17 protein-coding genes are annotated in these 22,467 nt (G+C 42.8%); 11 read left to right on the top strand and 6 right to left on the bottom strand.

Going from position 1 to position 22,467, the window contains the following annotated elements; translation table 11 throughout:
- Positions 1 to 46 precede the first annotated feature (46 nt).
- The 3 genes from G3569_RS04745 to G3569_RS04735 form a co-directional block, all read right to left on the bottom strand.
- Positions 47 to 427 carry a hypothetical protein gene (locus G3569_RS04745; protein ID WP_165266607.1) on the bottom strand — a complete coding sequence of 127 codons (381 nt, stop codon included), beginning with the start codon at positions 425 to 427 and terminating at the stop codon, positions 47 to 49.
- Between the two features lie 9 nt (positions 428 to 436).
- Positions 437 to 1,348 carry a cation diffusion facilitator family transporter gene (locus G3569_RS04740; protein WP_165266605.1) on the bottom strand — a complete coding sequence of 304 codons (912 nt, stop codon included), beginning with the start codon at positions 1,346 to 1,348 and terminating at the stop codon, positions 437 to 439.
- Positions 1,349 to 1,418: 70 nt separating this feature from the next.
- On the bottom strand, positions 1,419 to 2,705 hold the full coding sequence (locus G3569_RS04735) for a M14 family metallopeptidase (protein WP_165266603.1): 1,287 nt from the start codon (positions 2,703 to 2,705) through the stop codon (positions 1,419 to 1,421).
- Between the two features lie 218 nt (positions 2,706 to 2,923).
- On the opposite strand from G3569_RS04735, the gene G3569_RS04730 reads away from it, so the two are divergent.
- The 9 genes from G3569_RS04730 (at position 2,924) to G3569_RS04690 (ending at position 15,132) form a co-directional block, all read left to right on the top strand.
- Positions 2,924 to 4,798 (top strand): BamA/OMP85 family outer membrane protein, encoded by a 1,875-nt coding sequence (locus G3569_RS04730; RefSeq protein ID WP_205720037.1) that lies wholly within the window; start codon positions 2,924 to 2,926, stop codon positions 4,796 to 4,798.
- Positions 4,798 to 9,261 (top strand): translocation/assembly module TamB domain-containing protein, encoded by a 4,464-nt coding sequence (locus tag G3569_RS04725; RefSeq protein WP_205720036.1) that lies wholly within the window; start codon positions 4,798 to 4,800, stop codon positions 9,259 to 9,261. Before G3569_RS04730 ends, G3569_RS04725 begins: the two co-directional genes overlap by 1 nt.
- Positions 9,262 to 9,319: 58 nt before the next feature.
- Entirely contained in the window at positions 9,320 to 9,619 is a 300-nt protein-coding gene (locus G3569_RS04720; RefSeq protein WP_205720035.1) for a four helix bundle protein, read from the top strand.
- Positions 9,620 to 9,851: 232 nt separating this feature from the next.
- Positions 9,852 to 10,955 (top strand): aminopeptidase, encoded by a 1,104-nt coding sequence (locus G3569_RS04715; RefSeq protein WP_165266597.1) that lies wholly within the window; start codon positions 9,852 to 9,854, stop codon positions 10,953 to 10,955.
- A gap of 217 nt (positions 10,956 to 11,172) precedes the next feature.
- Complete coding sequence (locus G3569_RS04710) at positions 11,173 to 11,589, top strand: helix-turn-helix domain-containing protein (protein WP_165266595.1); 417 nt, start codon at positions 11,173 to 11,175, stop codon at positions 11,587 to 11,589.
- A gap of 84 nt (positions 11,590 to 11,673) precedes the next feature.
- The gene (locus tag G3569_RS04705) at positions 11,674 to 12,087 is read left to right on the top strand and encodes a VOC family protein (protein WP_165266593.1); all 414 of its coding nucleotides are present in this window, start codon (positions 11,674 to 11,676) and stop codon (positions 12,085 to 12,087) included.
- 77 nt (positions 12,088 to 12,164) lie between these two features.
- Entirely contained in the window at positions 12,165 to 12,569 is a 405-nt protein-coding gene (locus tag G3569_RS04700; RefSeq protein ID WP_165266591.1) for a DUF1761 domain-containing protein, read from the top strand.
- Positions 12,570 to 12,697: 128 nt separating this feature from the next.
- Positions 12,698 to 14,182 (top strand): N-acetylmuramoyl-L-alanine amidase, encoded by a 1,485-nt coding sequence (locus G3569_RS04695; RefSeq protein ID WP_165266589.1) that lies wholly within the window; start codon positions 12,698 to 12,700, stop codon positions 14,180 to 14,182.
- A 197-nt stretch (positions 14,183 to 14,379) separates the two neighbouring features.
- A complete protein-coding gene (locus tag G3569_RS04690; protein ID WP_165266587.1) occupies positions 14,380 to 15,132 on the top strand; it encodes a hypothetical protein in 753 nt (250 codons plus the stop codon).
- A gap of 214 nt (positions 15,133 to 15,346) precedes the next feature.
- On the opposite strand, the gene clpB is transcribed toward G3569_RS04690, so the two are convergent.
- A complete protein-coding gene (clpB, locus tag G3569_RS04685; RefSeq protein WP_165266585.1) occupies positions 15,347 to 17,980 on the bottom strand; it encodes an ATP-dependent chaperone ClpB in 2,634 nt (877 codons plus the stop codon).
- Between the two features lie 466 nt (positions 17,981 to 18,446).
- Between clpB and G3569_RS04680 the strand changes: the two genes are divergently transcribed.
- Positions 18,447 to 18,983 (top strand): macro domain-containing protein, encoded by a 537-nt coding sequence (locus tag G3569_RS04680; RefSeq protein ID WP_165266583.1) that lies wholly within the window; start codon positions 18,447 to 18,449, stop codon positions 18,981 to 18,983.
- A gap of 694 nt (positions 18,984 to 19,677) precedes the next feature.
- Here the strand turns inward: G3569_RS04680 and G3569_RS04675 are convergent.
- Complete coding sequence (locus G3569_RS04675) at positions 19,678 to 20,457, bottom strand: S1/P1 nuclease (protein ID WP_165266581.1); 780 nt, start codon at positions 20,455 to 20,457, stop codon at positions 19,678 to 19,680.
- A gap of 87 nt (positions 20,458 to 20,544) precedes the next feature.
- On the opposite strand from G3569_RS04675, the gene G3569_RS04670 reads away from it, so the two are divergent.
- Positions 20,545 to 20,910, top strand: coding sequence for a DUF2784 domain-containing protein (locus G3569_RS04670; RefSeq protein WP_165266579.1), 366 nt, complete (start codon positions 20,545 to 20,547; stop codon positions 20,908 to 20,910).
- Between the two features lie 96 nt (positions 20,911 to 21,006).
- On the opposite strand, the gene G3569_RS04665 is transcribed toward G3569_RS04670, so the two are convergent.
- Positions 21,007 to 22,095, bottom strand: coding sequence for a 6-bladed beta-propeller (locus tag G3569_RS04665; protein ID WP_165266577.1), 1,089 nt, complete (start codon positions 22,093 to 22,095; stop codon positions 21,007 to 21,009).
- Positions 22,096 to 22,467 lie beyond the last annotated feature (372 nt).

The following is a 22,467-nucleotide window of genomic DNA, read 5'->3' as shown; positions in this document are numbered from 1 at the left end:
TATATATTGCCACTAAAATTGACAGAGAAGTGAGATGTTGTTCGCCTTAACCAATTTGGGGAGGAGGGGAGGGGGGCTCTGAAAGCCAGAGAGAATAGTCTTTTATATTTGCAATATGTATAGATTGGCCGGCCCTGCTGAAGTTTGGAACAGGGGGTACAGTGTCAGTAAAGAACAGTAAGATTCGTGCTTGCCGATCTACTCGCTGGTGAGGCACTTCCTGTGCCTGTTTTTCTTGTCGTTCATGCATCTTCTTTTCGAGCTGGCACATCCCGTCGCACTCAATGTCCGGATTGTCCCTGTTTACACAAAGTTCAGAAGTGATGTAGTCATAGTTGGCAATATACCATGTAAGAGGCATTGCAAAACGAACCAGCGAGCCCAGTACAGACAATATCAGTGCTATGGTAACGGCTTTTTTGATCATAGGTCCAGCTTAGTTATTGGGGGTCTCGGCGTATTCCTTACAGGGTTCAAATTCAAACTCCAGTGTAGAATGATGGATATTAAAATTGGCTCCCAGCAGAGTTTTAAGTTGCGATTTTATAGCTTCCATTTCCGTCATATCATCCTTATCAATTACGACATGACTTTCCAGCAAAATATGTTGTTCATCCAGACGCCAAACGTGCAGGTGGTGAATGTTGCGCACCCCGGTAATAGCTGTCATTGCATCTTTAACTTCGGGGATTACGATATTGGCAGGTGTACTTGCCATCAAAATGTTTATGGTTTTTTGCAGCATGTAATAGCTTTGCCAGAGAATGTAGCCTGCAATAACCAGAGTGAGGATGGTATCAATAATATAGAGTTGAAACTCTATGATAAGAATACCAGCTAAAATAACACCGACAGAAGAAAAGGCATCGGATAAAATATGTATATAGGCACTGCGAATATTGATATTTTCTTTAGAGCTGCGGGATAGGAGCAAAGCTGTAATCACATTCCCCAAAAGGCCAATAATTGCCACAACAAACATCACCATCCCATCGATGGGTTGGGGATTATAAAATCGTTCGACTCCTTCTTTTATTAAGAAAAGGGCAATGATAACCAGCGTGATGAGGTTGACAAAAGCACCAATAATTTCAGCTCGTTTATAGCCAAACGTCTTATCGGTGTTGGCCTCTTTCTTAGAGACTTTTCGGGCTACCAGGCTGATGCCCAGAGAGGCGGTATCATTGAGATTGTGCAGAGCATCAGAAAGTAGAGACAGACTTCCGGAAACAATACCACCTATAAATTCTGCTAAGGTTATAGTTAGGTTAAGCCCAATTGAAATCCATAGGCGACCCTCTGTTTGGCCTTTGCCGTGCTGGTGTTGATGTCTGTGGTCGTGTTTCATGGTAGCTCATCGTTCTTTAAGCGCGATACTAAGCTTAAGAATCAAAGATGAAGGAACCATGAATTTTTGGTTATTTAGTCGGTTTTTTCCGTTTTTTCTTTTCGTCTAAAAGTTGACGCATAATAATCCGGGCACTTTTTTGGGTGACGGTCCGGAGGCTATCCCGATTCGCCCGGTCATTTAGTTCATAGGTCACCCCATCAGCCCCGAAAGTATGATAAATCCAGTTTTTGGTAATGGGAGAGCTGGTGTCAAAAGCTTCTACTTCAACAGGATAGTCTGGAAAAGCTTTCTTTAGGCTGTCGATCCAATGAAAAGTAAAATCATCCGGAAAAGTATCGATCTCGCGGTTTATGGGATAAAAGATATTTTCATCTGTAGAGTGAAAGTCAATACCATAATAGACCTTGCGGAGGGTGTCATCTTTTATTTGTGCCAGGTCATCCCTAATAGCTTTCGTTTCCGGCTGGTTAAAAGATTTCCAGTCTCTGTTAAGATCAACCCCTCCGGCATTATGGCGCCAGTGTCCCTGTTGTACGCCATCGGGGTTAGCAAAGGGATAGGCCCAGACTTCAAATTCACTGCGAAATTGTGAAGCCAGCGGGGTATCAGCGGTTAGTTCATTGATAAAGATTTGGCTCGCCAAGGCCCCAGTAACTTCCGGTGGATGAAGACGACCGGTGATAATCAATACGCCCCGAGATTGGTCTTTTTCTGTTTGGGTAATATTCATTTTAACTATGGGGCGTTGTTGGTGTGAGTATCCAACAGTATCCAGGGTTACCCAATGCTGAGAGGCCAGTGAATCTGCCCATCGGCGATAACTATGCCAGGTAAGAAGTTCTTGTGCCGCAATCCAAAGGGGTTCTGCTGACACCTTAAGCTCAAAAGTTGCTGTGCCGGTCGTGGTGTCGGTGCGCACCTTGGTAGTGTCTATGGGGCGCCATTGGTTGCCGTTATTGCTGAGCTTAGGGATATACCGGTGTTTGCCATGCTTGTATTTTAGTTGCAGATCGATGGTCTTATTGGTGTCGCTCCATATCTTAAAAGCGTACCAAGGGCTGTTATTAATCGGATGATTCTCAGGTTCAATTACCACACGATATAAAGTGTCATTAACCTGGTAAAAGTCACTCATCCGGGCCCCGGCAAACTCATTGCTGGCCCATATTGATCCCCCGTCAACACCAATTCTGCGTTTATGTTGGGGTTGGATCTCCTTATCTGTAGTAACAGTAACGCCTTCGGGATCGTATGAAAAACCGCTAAACTCTTCCGAACTGCTACAGCTTATCAGCAATAGTGAAAGTATGAACAGTGAATAACCCAATAGAATGCCAGAGCTCCGAGAAGTCATAAAAGTATATTTTAGATTCCTGAATGAGCAAGAAAAGGTAATGAAAAAATAGCCACTCAAAAATGCTTATTTCCTTTACGTACTATTATTAAAGTCTCTTTTTGATGCATTCGCCCAATATCTTATTATTCGATACAAAATTTAAGGAATTCTATTTTTCAACCTTGCCTGCTAACTCAATGGCTCCAAGACGTTTTTACTTTTTTTTAATGGGTTTTATGGGGATGTTTTTTTTGCCAATACCGGAGGCTGTTGCCCAGGATGCCGGTATCCCCGACCAGGTTTGGAAAGTACGGTTCGAAGGAAACACCCAATACCCCGCGGTGGTGTTGAAGGAACAGGTTGCTACTGAACAACCGACCTTTTGGGAGAAACTTTCTTTTTGGGATCAAACCGGATACGCAATTAATGAGATAAATCTTAAAAAAGATGTCATTCGATTACAGAATTACTATCGAAGGCGCGGATTTGTTAATGTGGAGGTCAGTTATCGTATCGAGGAGGGAAAAAAATCCTGGAAAAAGAAAGTTGTTTTTGAAATTGATGAGCAGCTCCCTATCCGGATTCAGTCGGTGGACTATAAATTGCATACAAATGGTGTTGATACCGAGGAAATCCAGGCAGATGAATCGTTCCAACGAGTTAAAAAGAAGCAGGCATATCGCAAAGGCAAGCGGTACGAAACAATTAGAAAACCAGAAGTGATTGGTAAGTTTACTGATGTGTTTAAAAACCTCGGTTTTGCCTATGCACAGGTTTCAGTTGATGCAAGGATTGATACGTCTAAGCTCGCAGCTTATGTGACTATTAAGGGGGATCTGGGACCAAGAACATATATCAATGATATTTCGGTTGAGGGAGCTGAAAATATCTCTAAGAAATATGTCTTGAGAGAAGGCGATCTCAAAAAAGGAGAACGGTATAGTTTAGAAAAGCTGAGAGTAGCTCAGCAAGAGTTGTTCAATCACCACCTTTTTCGATTTGTTACTATTAGCATCCCCGAGCAGTCTCAAGATTCTACCTTGGACCTACAGATGCGCGTGCGAGAGCATAAACTGCGGTCTGTAGAGCTAATGGCCGGTTTTGGAACGGAAGAGTATTTGCGTGGACAAGCAAGCTGGAAGCACCGAAATGTAACCCAGCGGGGACATCGTTTAACAACTACCGCACATGGTTCTTTTATAGAGCAGTCTTTTCGGGTGGATTACCTTTTCCCCTACATTTATAACACCAAGAGTAGTGTTACTATATCTCCATTCGGCCAACATCTTTTGCAAAACAATTATGAACTGTTACGAGCCGGTATTACCAATAGCTTAATCTATCGTTATACCGAAAATTTAACGGCTTCAGGCTCATATGAGTTTACCAAAAATAAAGAGCTTTCACAGCGATATAACAGTAGTTTGCCTGATACGACATTGGAGTATGATCTATCTTCTTTTCAGTTCAGCGGATACTACAACCAAACATTGGGGCGGGAGCAGAAAGGATGGGTTTTTCAACCCTACTTAGAATTTTCAGGCCTGTTTGGGCTGGCCAGCTTTCAGTTTCAAAAACTATCGGCTGATGTTCGGCGTTTTACACGACTTTCTAATACTACTATGTTGGCAATGCGTCTCCAGGGGGGAGCGCTGTATAACGTCCCGTCAGACTCTTTGCCCAATAATATCCGATTTTACCTGGGAGGTACAAATTCGGTTCGGGGATGGTATCGTCAACAGTTGGGGCCTAAACGTGCCCAAACAGACAGTAAGGGATTTCAGCAGTACATTCCACGGGGAGGACGCGCCATGTTAGGTTTTAATATTGAGCTCAGACAAGAGCTTAACTTTTTTCTGGATGGATTGGGTATTGCTTTTTTCCTGGATGGCGGGCAGGTATGGCATACTTTCCACCGTACGAATACAAGACCCCTACAGTTTGGCACCGGGGGAGGATTACGCTATGAATCTCCATTAGGACCAATACGGGTTGATATAGGATATAAGATCAATCCTACTGATAAAGATTTAAATCGATATAACGGACAAGATTTTGGTAGTGCCTGGGATAGGATTGGTATACATGTAAGTATAGGACAAGCATTTTAATGACAGCAGAATCTACAAAAAATAGCAGATTGAAGAGGTGGGGTAAACGCCTGTTATGGACCCTGGGTGGAATAGCTGTATTACTACTGCTGCTAAGACTGTCACTAAAAACAGCACTTGTTCAAGATTGGGTCAAAGATACGGTCGTTACCTCTGCGAATGAACAGATCCGGGGAGAACTGACTATAGGAGAACTTTCCGGTGATCTGTGGAAGGAGATGAAAATTTCAAATCTTTATTTAAAACAAAATGGAGATTCTCTTGCAGCCATAGATTCAATTAACGTAGCTTATAATATCTGGGCTTTGGCTGGGGGTACAATTGATATTTCGGAACTGGATATTTCCCATCCCAATTTAAAGCTGCATGAAGAAAAGGGCCGATGGAATATTCAGGATTTGCTTAAAGAGTCAGCCGATACTACATCGGGTGGGATGGGGTGGGCCATTGATGTCAATAATTTTCAATTGCATAATGGTATCCTGTCGGTAAAGTCCGACAGTTTACTGCCTTTGGATAGCTTTATGGTTAAAGAATTGGGGATTGCAAGTAGTGGGAGCTACAACCAGCCGTACTACAATGTTAATTTGCGCGATTTGTCGTTTAAACTGTATCAAAGCAAGTTGTCAGATCCATTGCAAGTGGCTACGAGCGCATCGGTTGATGCAGAGAAACTGTCGCTGGAGAAGTTGGTGCTGGCAACCAGCCGCACGATGATACAGAGTTCGGGATCGCTAACCCCCGGAGATTCAACCGGTCAACTAAATGTTGAGGCCTCCCCGATTTCATGGAAAGATATTGTAACCTATGCAGAAGGAATGCCATTGCGCGAAAATATTCTGTTTAGTATAGGATTAGAAGGCAGTCCCGAACAGCTTAAGACTACCCTGGATATGCAGGCCGAGGGGCTCCAAAAGCTCACCCTCACCAGTCAACTGCATTGGGATAAAGGCATTGTGCTGGAAAAACTTTCGACAGATATCACAAATTTTGACCCGGCGATATTGTTTGCTGATACAACACTGCCGGCTTTGGCTCAATTGAATGCCAATTTTAGTGGGAGCGTACCTTTTGGGGATTATCAAAGTGGATATGGCGCGCTTCAGGTTACTGCTCATGATATCAATTATGCGTCCTACAATATTGATCAGCTTAAAGGAGACGGGAAACTTAATGATGCGAATGCTACTTTTGATTTAGAACTCAAGGCGGGAGAGCAGAAGTTGGCTGCTAATTTTAATGCAGAGCGGGTATGGTCAGACTTTCCAATTGTTGGAGTACAGCTTCAGGGCGACCATTTTAATCCCGGTTATTGGACAGGGGATACTACCTATGCGGGAGATATGTCATTCAATTCCGAAATATCAGGAGAGGGGTGGTATCCCCAAGAGCAGTCATGGGACTATTTTCTGAGAATTAATAACAGTCAGCTGATGGGCCAGCCAATATCAGAAGGTACCATGGAAGGGCAGGTGAGTGGTAGCGATGTATCGTTGGATGGTCGGTTTGATATTCGAGAAGGAGAGCTGACGGTAATGACCGAAATAGAAAACATATCTCAAACTCCGGCATATAATTATAGAGTTAAAAGCCGTAAGCTGGATATTGCTGCTTTAATGGGGATCCCCGATTTTCCAACAGCTATTAATGCAAGGGTATCCGGTAAAGGAGAAGGAAATACTATAGGAAATTTCGAGTTAGATGCTTCGGTAGATATCGATTCTTCATTGGTAAATGGAGAATTGTTGCGAAATTTTTCTGGCCGCCTGGCTCTGAAGGATACGGTGGCAATAATTGACAGTACGCAGCTAAAGAGTACTATTGCAGAAGGTTCCTTAAAGGGACGAATAAATGTGCTGCGGAAGTATGATTCGGAGAATGAACTTACCCTTGCCCTGCAGTTAAAAGATATGAATGCGCTGGCACCTTTGACAGATGTTGAGGATTTAGCAGCGCAAGGAAGGGTCGACGGTCGTTTGCGCCCTGTTAATGGAGATGACCTGCAGTTTATGGGAACCTTCGATTTTACTGATGCCACCTACGGGCAGTTGTTTGCAGCAGATAGGGCAAAAGGGGCATTGAATATGCGTATGCATGAGGGGGTAGATTATAAATTGAATGTGGACTTGGAAGGACCCATATTTTCAGGATTTACAATACAGGATTTAGGGCTTCAAACCCAGGGCGCTTATTCCGATTCTCTTACCAATGGGCAGTTTGATCTTCAGTTTTCAAGTCCCAATGAGGGACGAATTGAACAATCGGGTGAATACAAGGTTGCAACAGACTCTATTCGGGTTAGGACCCGCGAATATAATATCATCAGTGATTATCGCATGCTAAGTCTTGAGGCTCCTTTTGATGTCACGTTGATTGGTGATACCCTTCGAATGGAGAAGATGCGGGTGTCATCGGGCGATGGAGCTTTCTTTGAGATGGCGATACCGGTACTGAATGCAAATCGACAAGAGGCTTTAATCCATGGGAAATCACTGAATACGGCTGTGGTACAGAGTTGTTTGCTGGGCAAAACCTTTTTTAAAGGATTGCTGTCAGGGCGTATGGAGTTTGTCCGGGAAGACACTATGCTCAACGCCCAAGGGCAGATGGTGTTATCGGATGTAGAGTATAAAGAGACCAGTTTTGATACCCTGTTGGTAAATGCAAATATTACTGACGAGCGCCTTCAGGGGGACCTTTCTGTGAGACACGATAAACAGGAGCTAATCACCGGTAAAGCCAATTTGCCATTTCAGTTGGGTGATCCCGAAAATTTACCTGTACAATTTTTTGATGAACCGGTAAGCGGTACTATGAATATTCGTAAAATTTCTATTGATAGGTTTAGCTCTATCTTTGCAGAAGCAGGTATTACAAATACTACCGGCTTATTTTCTTTTCGGGGAACCCTTGACGGCAAAGCCGGGAATCCTCGTTTTGCTGCCGATGCAACATTGAGTGAAGCAATACTTTCTGGAGTTTCTGTGGATTCGGTAACCGCAGGTTTAGACTATAGTCATGATGAAGAGGAGCTTGAACTTGATGCATCGGTTTCATCACTACAGCAAAAGGCAGCAGAAATAGATGCGAAGCTTCCTTTTTATATCAATATGAGGACTTTCAAAGTAGATCTGCCCGGTAAAAAGGATTCAATATCGGTAGAGGCAGAGACAAACAATTTTAATTTGGCTGCAGTCAATGATTTTTTAGATCGCCGGCAATTCCGAAAAGTAAAAGGGGAACTGAATGGGTCAGTACAGGTTACCGGGGTGCTGGAAGATCTAAAAGCCGATGGTCAATTAGTATTTCGTAATGGATCATTTCGCATAGTTCCGGCTGGCATAACGGTTCGGAACGTACAATCTACGCTCAACTTTGAGCCGGATCGGATTCAGCTGGAACAGTTCTCTGCCAAAAGCGATAAGGGCACAATGAGCGCAAGCGGAAAAGTTGAACTTATGAATATGAGGCCGGGTGCAATAGATATAGATGTGAAGGGACAAAATTTTCGAATTGCCAATACCGATCAGTACAACGCGGTAATTAATTTAGATGCCCATGCTGAGGGTAAGGTAAATCAGCCTAAAATATCGGGGAACCTGGATTTTGTCAGTGGTTTTTTACAGTTGCAAAACTTCGGGGAAAAATCGGTTGAAACGGTCCAGCTCGATACGCTTGCTAAACCTGAAAAAAATGTTAGTATCTATGATTCGCTTGCTTTGGATATGAATGTTTCTTTTGACCGAAGGTTTTATATCCGTAATAAACGGTATCTGGATATGGAGATTGAACTGGATGGGGGCTTAGACCTGGTGAAGGAGAAAGCAAAATCGCTGGATCTTTTTGGAACAATAACAACGCCCAGCGGGTATGCGCGTCCTTTCGGTAAAAGGTTTAATTTAGAAGAGGGGGAAGTAACTTTTTCAGGAGATCCTATGAACCCCGAACTTATGATACGAACAAAATATAAGCCCCCACAAACGCAAGAAGATATTACGATTTGGTACATCATTGAGGGCACGGTAGAAAATCCCAAATTTAAATACAAGAGTCGTCCCACAATGCAGCTGGAAAATATTATAAGCTATACCATCTTTGGACAACCTTTCTATGCCCTTAATTCATGGAAGCAAGTAGTTGCCGGCTCAGGGAATGCCTCGGCAGCCAATGTGGCCCTTGATGTATTACTGGATAGGGTAGGGGCCTTGGCAACGAAAAAGCTGGGTATTGATGTGGTTAAAATTGATAATATACAGGTGGGCGAAGAAAGTGGCACTCAAATAACGACAGGCTGGTATTTAAATCCCAAGGTTTTTTTGGCAATTCAAAATGTAATAACCGGTTCTACCCCGGATACCAGCTTTTTGCTTGAATATATGCTGCGCGAAGATCTAAAACTACTTATTCGCCAGGGCAATGGTATTCGGCAAGGGATAGATCTAAAATGGAATTTTGATTACTGACACCTATTGCGTATTACGTATCGCGTGTCGGTTCACTTAAAATATTACCTTAGGAATTATGAAGTATAGAGAGTGGATTAATGAGATACCGGAAGAACTAACTGCGGATCCTCTATGGAATATGAATGTATACCGATATTCATTATTTTTGTCAGATATAGCTTGGAATGATATTTCTGAACTGGCACAAAACAAAATACTTATTTCCTCTTGTGACCAACTATATCGTTCAGCAGGTTCTGTTAGTGCAAATATTGCAGAAGGATATTCTAGGAAATCTAAACTCGATCAGGCTCGATTCTATGAATATGCCTTGGGCTCTGCTCGTGAGTGCAGAGGGTGGTATTTTAAGATGTGAAAAGAAATAGATGAAGAGTTTTTAGAATCCAGACTTCAATTGTTAACTGAAATTATAAAAATGTTGCTTCACATTATACCCAAGAAGCGAGGGCAAAAGATTAATGAAAAAAATGTCAGTTACACGGTACAAAGCATGACGGAAAGTGAAGTAATAGAAGGTATTGAGATCTGTTTTTGAGCTGTTTAGATCTAAATTTAGTACGTAATACGAATCACGAAATAGTAACAATATGTATTCAAATAAGGATAAACAATTAGCGAAGAAAATATTAGAGTTTAGTTGTGAGTTGGAAAAGGGACAAAATGTAATGCTCCAGCTGGTGGGGCTTAACGGTATCGGGCTGCTGCGTGCATTGGTAGAACATGCCCGTGCTATGGAGGTTAACCCTTTTGTGCAGATTGAAGACACCCAGGTGCGCCGTATGTTAATTGAAACCGGGGATGAGGAATTTTGGAAGGGGCAGGCCCAGCACGACCAGCTGCCCAAAATGAAAGAGATGGATGCATTTGTGGGGGTTCGGGCATCATTGAATATCTACGAAAAAGCCAATGTCGGCAAAAAGGAAAATAAGGCCTATGCCGATCACTTCGTTGATCCTGTACATTATAAGGAACGGGTAAATAATACCAAATGGGTAGTGTTGCGCTATCCCTCAGAAGCGTTTGCGATGAATGCCAAAATGCCGACGCACGAATTTGAAGAGTTTTACTATAACGCTTGTTTGCTCGATTACACGGAGCTGGCTGAAGCGATGAAACCTCTGCAAGATCGATTGGAAGATACGGATATGATTCGCCTGGAAGGGGAAGGAACTGATATTGAATTTTCGGTGAAGGGACAGACCTGGATCCCCTGTTTCGGAAAGCGCAATATTCCAGACGGCGAGCTCTTTTCTTCACCTATTTTATCATCCGTGAACGGGCATATTACTTATGCGCCGTCGGTCTATCAGGGCAACCCTTTTGAGTATGTGAAGCTGGAAGTCCGTGACGGTGTGGTTATCGATTCCGATTCCTCAAACAATGAGGCATTGCAGGATATTTTGGATACTGATGCCGGCGCGCGACAGTTTGGTGAGTTTAGTTTTGGGCTGAATCCCGTGATTGAAGAACCGATGTACGATATCTTGTTTGATGAAAAGATTTACGGTTCTAATCACCTGACGCTTGGCAATGACTACGAAATTGCTCCCAACGGAAACGAAAGTAATATCCACTGGGATCTGGTTTGTATTGGCGCTGATGTGTATCTCGACGGCGAAAAAATTCGCGAAGGGCGCGAGTTTATTGTGGATGATCTGAAGGGATTGAATCCAGATCAATTATTAGGATAATAGTTATTTAAATATAAGGCAGTTTCTTGGGTAGTGGCACGGTGCACCGTGTCACTACTTATTTTAGTAAGGTTTGGTGGAATAGAAATACTAAAAGAGGGGAGAAATATAGCTATTCGCTGAGAGTAGATTATTCCGGATAGCCTTACAATTGATGCTGTTTTTTCGTACATATCTATTTTAGTACCCGATGTAGGCGATCACCAACCATAAAATCATGAGTGAACAAGACCAACGGGATTATCCGAAAGCATATCGTTATCGACGTATCGTTGCAGCCAAGCGGTATATTGATACCCATTTTGATGAGTCAATAGATTTAGACCTAATATCAGATGAGGCTCATTTTTCAAAATATCACTTTTTACGTCTTTTTAAGGATACGTATGGACAAACACCCCATCAATATTGTACGGGTTTGCGCCTAAAGAAGGCCCGTGAACTACTGAGAGAAGAAAATATGTCCGTTTCCGAGGTCTGTTTTGAAGTGGGATTTGAGAGTGTGGGATCATTTTCATCCTTGTTCAAAAGACGAGTGGGCGAATCGCCATCAACATATCGGGCAAAGAGAAATAATAGAGCAATAAATCCCAAAACTGTTGTGCCCGGATGCTTTGTGCAACAGTTTTATTAATACCGCAACTTTCGAGAAGCAAAGTTTGGTATGCTTATATAGATTTGAGTGTGTATCACTAATTATTCACTAAACACAACGACTATGATTTCACGATTATCGCATGCAACTATATATGTTCTTGACCAGGATGAGGCCATCGATTTTTATGTAGATACGCTGGGATTTGAGCTAAAAGAGGATGCTGATATGGGAGAGGGGAACCGATGGGTTACAATCTGTTCTCCGGATCAGCCTGAACCGGAAATTATTCTCATGGAGGCAGAAGTAGGTATGAGCCTCGATAAAAAACAAGCTGGTGCTTTACAGAGTCTTATCAGAGATGGAGTATTTGGCTTTGGAGTGTTTGACTGTACTGATATTTATGCAACCTATGAAGAGTTAAAAAGTAAAGGCGTTTATTTTAAAAAGTCCCCACAAGAAGAGTTCTACGGGACAGAAGCTATATTTGAAGATCCTTTTGGCAATTGGTTTAGCTTGGTAGAAAGGGGAAAATAGTTTTGTATGGCTTTAAATGGTGAAAACCATAATATCGTTGGTGTAATATATTTTATAAATAATAAAACGGAGGAAAGATGGGAGAGTTATTTATATCATTAAACTGGTTGTCGATTATAGCGGCTGGCGCGGCCTATTTTTTAATTGGTGGAATTTGGTATGGACCGCTTTGGGGAAAGGTGTGGATGAGAGAAAAGGGAATGGATGAGCATCCGGAGCCCCCGAATCCTGTTATTTACCTGTATTCATTTATTTTGCAATTGATCGTGGGCCTCTCATTGGCACTGTTTATAGCGGCCCTCGGTACCAATACAGCACTGCAGGGATTGTATGTGGGGCTTTCGGCGGGAGCAGGCTTTGTGCTCACAACAGTAGGAGTAAACGGTCTGTATAATGATATGTCGTTAAAATTGTTTGCCATTGACGGTGGATACCATCTCGTAGGATTTGGAATTGCCGGTCTTATTATTGGCTTGTTCTAAATGGGATAGCTCCTGAAATCCAGCATATACTTGAGCTGCCATAAGATAGTTCGAAACATTCATTTGGATATGCACTTAATATTTATTCAGTTACCAATGGTCTAATTATACCCTAAACTGAATTTAATATGGATTTTAAACTCAAGAGCGTTATTGGGTTTTTAACTATTCTACTGGTGGTGTCCTCCCAGCTGATTGGTCAACAAAAAGTATCAGATTGGCAAAAAAGTTCTGCTACAATTCATACAGAATATATTGCAATCAATTTTAGTACTACTCACCAGTTAAAGGCGACAGATAACGTAGTTAAAACGAAGAAGGGTATTGAGGCTGCTACTTCCGATGAAGATGCTTCCCTATTGTCGGATGAGATAGCTGTTCCAATTGAAAAGGCGGCTCCCTTCTTAGGGGTTGGCAGTCAGCTGATCTTCGCTAATACCCCGGATGGTATATCAGCTGTTGGGTTAGAGCTTCGTTATTCAAAGGATAATCAGCAGTGGTCTGCATGGAAACCGATTAACCCTGATGCACATCTTACTACAACTGCGGATACGTTAGTAGGGACACTACAGTATTTGCCCAAGTCAACAGCTGCTATTCAATTTCGGATATCGATAAAAGGGGAGGCTTCTGCCGGGGTAAACCTGCGTTCATTGCGATTTTCGTTCACCAGCCCCGGAGCTACGTCTGCCAAGCGATTGAAAGAGATAAATGCAAAGGCCAAGTCTGGCCGCAGAACCGATCCGAGGAAACAAAATAAGCAGCAATACCCTATGCCCGATTATGTGAGTCGTACCGGGTGGGATTGCCCCGATGGCCAACAGCCCAGCGGTTCCTACCCGTTGACCGATGTTACGCATCAAATTGTACACCATTCCGCCGGTACAAACTCATCGAATGACTGGCCGGCCGTAGTTAGGGCGATATGGGATTATCATGTGAACACCAATGGTTGGAGCGATATTGGCTATAACTGGCTGGTGGATCCCAATGGAGTAGTGTACCAGGGACGAGGTTGGATCAACGGCGATGATGAAGTGCAGGGCGCCCATTTCTGCGGGACAAATTCCAATACTATGGGTGTTTGTATGATGGGCAATTTTGAAGAAGTAAATCCATCTGAAGAGGCAAAAGAATCACTTTCTGAATTGTTGGCTTGGAAGTCTGATGAGAAAGAAATTGATCCACTGGCTAGTGAGTATCATAGTTCAAGTCAGCTAAACTTAAAAACCATAAGCGGACATCGCGATGGGTGCAGTACCTTGTGCCCGGGAGAGAATCTATATACCCAGTTGCCCCAAATACGAAACAGGGTAAAAGGATTAATTGAGGAGTCCTCTGAACCTATTGTTGCTGTAGATTCTGTACGTAATTATCCCAACCCTTTTAGGGAGACAACAAACATCACCTTTTCCCTTGCTGAAGCCGGCATTGTACGTCTTACGGTATGGAACACAATGGGACAGTTCGTGGAAGAAATTGCACGCAGAGTATATTCAGCAGGGCCACACGAGGTTCCGTGGAATGCGTCGGACTATGCCTCTGGCATCTATTTTTGCCGGATTGAATTCGAGGACCAATCAACAGTTCAAAAAATGGTTCTGGTAAAGTAATCGGCGTTTGTAACCATTGTGTTTGTCTATATTGGGGGATATCGCACAAGCGAGATGCTTGCGCGATGATAGTAGTTGGTGAGAAGAGTTTTTTTATTAATTCTTACTTTCTATAAATATTTTTTGAAGGAAAATTATTTCGTTTTACTGTAGCTGGCATAAACTATCATCTAAGTTATATACTATATCTATTTATCATGCAGTTTTTTAAAAATACATTTCTGATTTCTCTTCTTCTTTTGGCTATTGGGTGGGCACAAGAAAATGAGAATACAAAGCAAGAAGTCGCCACAAAAGCTGTTGGTTTGCAAGATTCTGTACTTTTTGTAATGGATGGGGCCGACTTTCAGGCAAAATTTAGTAACGTTGGTAACGCTGTTCAGGGGAAAGCCACCGGTCCTATGTTCTTTCAGCGTTACGGTGACTTAAATTATATATTGGATGAACTGTATGTCAATAATCCCATTAAAGTGCTGGATAATCCCCATACCCGGCAGAATTATAAGGTCGAAATTCGCTGGAAAGAAAGCACTGATTTTGAGTCAGCTCGAGATTCGGTTCTATCACGTATGCAAAATTATTTTAACTATAATATTCATCGAGATAGTATTAAGCAGAAACAATATGCTTTGTCTGTTGATGCTGCTGAAAAACTTGAACAGGCAGCCACAAATCAACCTAAAGAGAAGGTAGAGTTTAAAAGTGAAATGAAAAATGGGCAATGGGATGTGCAGGCAACGCTTCCAAGATTTGCAAAAGCGCTAAGCGAGCAAACGAATAAACTTGTGAAATTAAAGGACAAGCATGGAGACCAATTATATCGGTTCAAATTAGATTTAAACAGCGGTATTACTCAGTTGCAATCACAGCTTCGAGGCAAATATGGTTTAATATTGACCATAAACCAGGTTCCGGTTGAACAATTAACTATAGATTTTGGGAATAGCTAAAGTTAGTAGATAATTCTTTCCAAAATCTATTCTTCATTCCTGTGATTTGTACCAGAATGAGGAAAGCTCCTACCTCTCCCGTAGCAGAGATACGGGAGTAGATAGAAGCAGTGAAAGTCATTGGAGTAGGTAATGAGCGAAATCAACATCCAGCTAAATAACCGGTCGTTAGCTGTTAATCTGAATACTGCCTACTGCTCACTGTAAACCGGTCTTACTCAGCCCAGGCCTCGGCGTCTTCATAGATTTCAGCAAATTCAATGCGTTCGCCATCATCACTGATGGTCGCCTCAAACTGTGTTTCGCCTTCTTCTGGACGTTTAATGAGCTCTGTTGCAAGCTGATCAATGATCTTCGTTTGGATCAGACGCTTCAGCGGACGAGCACCGTAGACCGGATCGTAACCGCGTTCGGCCAACCAATCTTTTACAGGGTCGGATACCGACAGCTTGATATCTTTCTTCTCGAGCATCTTGTGAACCCGTTTTAGCTGTATGTCTACGATATCACGGATATGTTCTTGCTCGAGCGGATGGAAAACGATGATATCATCCACACGATTGAGAAACTCCGGACGGATCTCCTTCTTAAGCTGATCCATCAGCTTATTTTGAAGCTTATTATAAACTTCATCAGTAAACTCCCCACCGGTTTCTTCAATCTTATCTGATATTAGATGCGATCCGATATTGCTGGTCATGATGATGATCGTATTAGTAAAGTCGACGGTAACGCCTTTGTTATCAGTTAGTCGACCTTCATCAAGAACCTGTAGCAACATGTTGAATACATCGGCATGTGCTTTTTCGATCTCATCCAGCAAGATTACGGAGTACGGCTTGCGGCGTACCGCTTCTGTAAGCTGACCGCCTTCGTCGTAGCCTACATAGCCAGGAGGCGCTCCCACCAGTCGGCTTACGCTGTGGCGCTCCATATATTCACTCATATCGATACGGACCATCGCATCCTCATCATTAAAGAGGAAGTCGGCCAACGAGCGGGCCAGCTCGGTTTTACCCACACCGGTTGAACCAAGGAAGAAGAACGAGCCGATGGGGCGCTGGGCATCTTGCAGGCCGGCGCGCGAACGACGTACCGCATTGGATACTGTTTCAATAGCAGGATCTTGTCCTACTACGCGTTTATGGAGTTCATCTTCCAGGTGAACTAATTTTTCGCGCTCACTTTCCAGCATCTTTGTTACCGGGATGCCGGTCCACCGTGATACGATATCGGCGATATCTTCATACTCCACTTCTTCTTTGAGCATGGCGCGGCCTTCTTGCACCTCTTCCAGTTGTTCCTTGGTTTCCTCAAGGTCTGTTTCTAGCTGATTGATGGTGCCATAGCGCAGTTCGGCCACCTTTTCATACTGCCCTTCCCGCTCAGCTTTTTCAGCCTGGTTGCGGGCTGTTTCAATAGCTTTCTTCAGGTCCCGCGTTTTCTTGATGAGATCGCGTTCAGTATCCCACTGATTGCGCATGGTCGAACGTTCCTCTTCGAGGTCGGCCAGCTCTTTTTCAATATTTTCAATCTTTTCTTCATTGTCACCGCGTTTTAAGCCCTCGCGTTCGATTTCGAGCTGACGAATCTGTCGTTCTACCTGGTCAAGCTCTTCCGGCATGGAATCGATCTCCAGCCGCAGTCGCGAGGCCGATTCGTCAATAAGGTCGATCGCTTTATCGGGCAAGAAACGCTCGCTGATATACCGATGCGAGAGCTCTGCAGCGGCTACAAGAGCTTCGTCACGGATTTTGACCCCATGGTGCAGCTCATAGCGTTCTTGGAGTCCTCGCAGGATGGAAACCGTATCTTCAACCGAGGGTTCTTCAATGAGTACCTTCTGCATACGACGTTCCAGCGCACGGTCCTTTTCGATATGTTTACGGTATTCATCGAGGGTAGTAGCACCGATAGCATGCAGTTCTCCGCGTGCCAGCGATGGTTTAAGGATATTGGCAGCATCTACGGCCCCCTCGGCAGCACCGGCTCCTACGAGGGTATGGATCTCATCAATAAAGAGAATGGTTTCACCGGCCGAATCGGTAATCTCATTGACAATCGCTTTAAGACGTTCTTCGAATTCTCCCCGGAACTTGGTACCGGCCATCAGGGCCCCCATATCGAGGGCAACAATGCGTTTTGTCTTCAAGCTTTCCGGCACATCGCCTTTGGTAATCCGCAGGGCGAGGCCTTCGGCAATAGCTGTTTTACCAACGCCGGGTTCTCCAATCAGTACTGGGTTGTTTTTGGTACGGCGCGAGAGAATCTGCATTACGCGGCGAATCTCATGATCACGCCCAATAACTGGATCTAGCTTATTCTTCTCGGCTTCTTCATTCAGGTCTCGGCCATATTTATCCAGTGCATTATAGCGGCTTTCGGCATTAGGGTCGTCCACTTTTTGAGAGCCGCGAACATCCTGCAATATTTTTAAGACATCTTGTTTCTTAACGCCGTGTTCTTTTAACAGGCTGCCGGCCTTATTGCTGGTTTCCAGCATACCAATGAGTACATGTTCCGAACTGATATATTCATCACCAAGTTCGTCGGCCGACTTTTGTGCCTCATCAAAAAGTCCCTTGGAATCATTTGACAAATATTGACCCGAAACAGAGGCGCCTTTGACAACCGGTAGCTTATCTACCCGACTTTGTAATTCATTTTTAAGCTGTGGCAGTCGTACGCCAACCTTGTTTAGTACGGTATTTACCACATTATCAGAATCTGATAACAAGGCTAACAAAATATGCGATGGATCAACTGCTTGGTGGTTATTCTCAGAAGCCAGATCAACCGCATCTTTGACAGCCTCTTGTGCTTTAAGTGTAAGTTTATCCAAATTCATAATGGAGTAGATCTATTTAAAAATTTTCTTTTTATCCTTTCACTATAATATGTGCTAATACCATACCGCACTTGCATTTATGTCTAAATTACAGACTCTTATGGTATTAAAGTTGGAAGCTATTGCCTTTTCATCAGAAAAATAACAGCTTTCTGCCAACATCAAACCGAAATAAGTATCTTTGACAGATTCTAAGGCGATATCCGGGGATGTTTTATTGACAAAATCACATAAAAACAGAGAATTAGAACACTTTAACAGGAGAAGATGAATAGAGAAAGAGGGTCAAAATGAGAAGCATATGGGATGGCTATTTTGTGGAATAGGCGTCTCATTACAGCTGAAGATTCAACCGAAAAGGAAGATGGTGGACTCTTATCATTTGAAACAGAGATACCATTTTTGGATTGAATGAAAGCGTCTGGGATATTACGTTCTATGTAATGCTAATAAATCTTGGGGAGATATGGATACCGTTACACTCAATGATGTGACAATCGAACTTAAGCGAGGAGATATCGCCAGTCAATCTGATATCGAAGCAGTGGTTAATGCGGCTAATGCCCAGCTTCGCACCGGTGGAGGTGTAGCTGGGGCTATTCATCATGCGGCAGGACCAAAACTAACAGAAGAAACCCGTTCTATGGCGCCTATCAAACCCGGTGAAGCTGTTATTTCCGGTGGACATGGTCTGCCGAATGATTATGTCATTCATTGCCTGGGACCGGTATATGGGAAAGATGAGCCAGAAGAGGAGCTGTTGGCAAACTGTTATCGTAATTCCCTGCAACTGGCTAAAGAACATGATATCTCAAGAGTCGCATTTCCCTCTATTTCAACAGGAGCGTTTGGTTACCCGATGGAAGAGGCGGCCGAGGTTGCATTTCGAACAGTCAAGGAAGAAGTATCAACCTCGCGATCTTTAAGTTTAATACGCTTTGTCCTGTGGGGCGAAGATGCGATGCAGATGCACGAAGAGGTGATGGGGCAAGTGTTCGGCTAGTACTTTTTGGGGATAATCCATCTCCCCTTGAGGGGAGCACCGCGAAGCGGGAGAGGTGTGCTTACTAGTACCTCGTTTCACAGAGCTACAATGGTGGAGGAAACGGATAAACGCACAAGCGAGACGCTTGCGCGAGGGTAGAGTCATCTTGAGCGCAACGAATGAAGTTAAAGGGCAGTCTTCACACCCCAACCAGTTTATTCAGGGAGATTGCCGCGTCGTCCCGCGAACCCACGGTACTCCTCGCAATGACAGCCGTTGATTAAAAGACAAAAGCAATGCCATCCCAAGCGTAGCCGAGGGATCTCCCTTAAGAGGTTCGCGTAGGATCTAAAGGGCAAGAAAAATTCCTCCTTGTGGCACTACTAGTGATGGGGCTGTTGAAGGAAACCGAAGAAGGTGCAGCTATGCGCCTCGAAGTTTTAACGTAGTGGCGGAGGATGTCCGAGAATATCTATTCTTTTCCTTTTTATAAAAACTCTTGTCATCCTGAATTTATTTCAGGATCTCCTAAAGAGAATCCCTTATACATCAACCAGTTTATTCAGGGAGATTGCCGTGTCGTTCCGCTCGTGCTGGGCTGACCCACCCTTGTTCCCTCCCTGCAAGCATGGAGGGAGACTTCATTTTGAGAACGTTGAGTTGGTAACAGCATTACAGCCGTTGGCAGGCAAGGTTACAATACAAAGAGATATTAATCACCATAGATCTCATTGAGTACGCCGGCAAGGCGTACCCCGGCTTTAAGAAGTTGCCTGTTGAGAAGATCATAATTTTCATATTGGTATTCATAACCAATTTGGTGGTCCTCAGGCAGATCATATACCTGCTCGCGAAGCGCCATAGATTCTTTTGCCCAGTCCAAAACACCAGAATCTTGCCATTCTTTTAACTGCTCATCAGTAGGATGATTGATAGCCGTAGAAAACTCAGTATAGCTCAATTTGCGATCTTTGATCATCTCCGAATCCCAAACGCGGTGCAGATTCGATTCCTCATAAAACCACTCAACCTCCGTGGCATTGCCACCGCGATCTTTGCCGGTGCCTACATGCAGGGGTTGGTGAATATCCCCAATTAAGTGGATAAGCATTTTAAGGTTTTCCTGTTCCTCTTGCTTGTTAAGGGCACCACTTTTTAATTCCCGAACAATAGTACGAATAGTATTGATCAGATCTCCATCAGGATTTTTTTCCGTCTCTTCGTATGTCATCCCATCGGGAATGGTAACCCAGTGCCAGCTGTGCGTGTGATCGTAAGCGGGGTCAGATTTAATGCGATCCATCCAGGTGCTGGCAATAGCCATGGAGGTAGGGCCCAGTACACGGTCTACCGCTTTGCGAGCATCCGGACTTAAATAATCAGCGGCAATATCTCCCACAATACGGTGACCATTGGTACCCCAAACATTGGTATCATGATCATTTGTGGCAGGGTTGAGTAACAAGAAGGCAAACAGGAAAGTAATCAACATGTCTAGTACGTTCTAAGAGTGATTTTTATCAAAGCTGAATATCACTACTTTTTAACAGAAAGGTAAGTCGTTTAACGAATTTTTAATATGTATACTCTTTTGGATGTCGGTTTTATCATTTTCCATACCCTGTTCATCCTATTTAATCTCTTCGGGTGGATATGGAAGAAAACACGGCGATGGAATTTGGCAACGCTCTTGTTGACAGCTTTTTCTTGGTTTGGCCTTGGCATATGGTATGGTTTTGGGTACTGCCCGTGTACCCATTGGCACTGGCAGGTGCGCCAAAAACTGGGGTATACTGATATGCCTAATTCATACATTAAATTTTTGATAGATGAGCTTCTAGGCATTAAGGTATCAGCAAATGTTGTTGATATGTGGACCGGGATACTTTTTGTGGCTGTTCTAGTAGTTTCAGTTTATGTAAACTGGAAAGTTGGTGAAGGCTGATTTAGGTAGACACTCTAAGTTCACTTAAAGGCTCTCTTTACATATCCGATAAGTTTTTGGGGGAACTTAGTTCGGATGCGGCGATATGGATATTTTCTACTTTGAAATTTGTATGGTGAAAGTTTTAAATGCCTTAATTTCCCCTTTTTGTTGTAAAATTTTTGAGGGATACATCGTAGGTAGTGTAATTGAGTTCTGATCAACCCAAGCGATGGGATAAGGTATTTCGATTTTGGAGGCTAATTTTTCACCACTAGTATTCCAAATTTCTAAATAGTAGGTTAATTCTTCTTTAGGCTTATTAAAAGGGTTTCCAGTTTCAAATTGTTGTAGTATAATGTTCGGTTTAAGAAAGAAAAGCCCCGTAAGTCTGGTTCCCTTATAGCCCAGATAAAAAAGTTTTCTTGCTCTTTGAGTTGTTTGTAATTCTTTTTGTGATATTGGTTTGAAATATGAAGGCTTGTTTTTAAATATACTGATAGAATTTTCAGATGTGTTTAACTTCCAGATCCGAAAATCACCTTGGTATGAATAGTAAATGTTACCGCGACCATCAGACGTAATACCACCTCCATTTTGATTTGCTCTTTGTGTTTTGGCAGTTAATGGAACAATTCCCCATTCTGCAATTTTTGTACCTGTACTATCATATTTAGAAAGTGCAGGGGTCTCTGAGTTTAACATCAATTCATTTAAAGTGTAATAGTTACCCTTGCTTGATTTAGCATGTAACTTGGTTCTATTTTTTGCAACCAAGAATTCGTGTTGGAATTCACAATCATTGTTTAGAACTATAACCTTTAGTTGTGAGGCATCTAGAATAGTAATATTAGATTCAGTTAGATTGTATTGCGAAGCCCTAATTAATTCACCGGGACCACGACCTGATAGTTCAACTTTCTTTATAAGAGCTCCCGATTGGTCAAAAACTTTTATTCCTTCTTTTTCACCCCAAATTAGCTGGTCGTTTTTTGTTTGAAGTATAGAAACAGGTCTGTCTAAGAGCGTATTTTCATCTATTGATATAAATATTTCTTTGTTTTTGACAAATAAATCCTTGAAAGCCTTTGATGGATTCTGTTTGGCATACTGACTAAAAGCGTTATTGTTGCTTGTGACTAAAAAAAGAGCAAGAAAGAACGCAATACACAGAGGGTTTGGTCTTAAATTTTCAATAATGTTCATAAGATTTTTTTTGGAATAGGAGTGCTTAATTATTTATTAAGCACTCCTATTATTATTACATTATTCTACTTCCGCTTTTCCACAGGGGTCTTCTCCGCCGTAGTCACAATTTATCGTAACAGTATTTGATCCCGGGTCATAGTCACAGCTAACCCACCAAGAGCCAGAGCTGTTACATTTTACACTTTCAGTTGTATCCTTAGCGTTAATATTTGCATAAGAATTGAGAATAGGAGATCCCAAGACTAATATTCCGAAAAGAATACTCAAAGATAGAATAGTTTTTTAAGCATAATGTTTGATGGTTAGTTATTTATTATAAGCCCAAAATAATTAAGCTTACTTTCACTCTAAAGAAAAAACTAAATAGGT

It is taken from the genome of Fodinibius halophilus, from assembly GCF_011059105.1.
In the GTDB taxonomy this organism is placed as follows: domain Bacteria; phylum Bacteroidota; class Rhodothermia; order Balneolales; family Balneolaceae; genus Fodinibius; species Fodinibius halophilus.
Note: the sequence above shows the minus strand (reverse complement) of the source record. Positions and strands in the feature narration are given on the sequence as shown.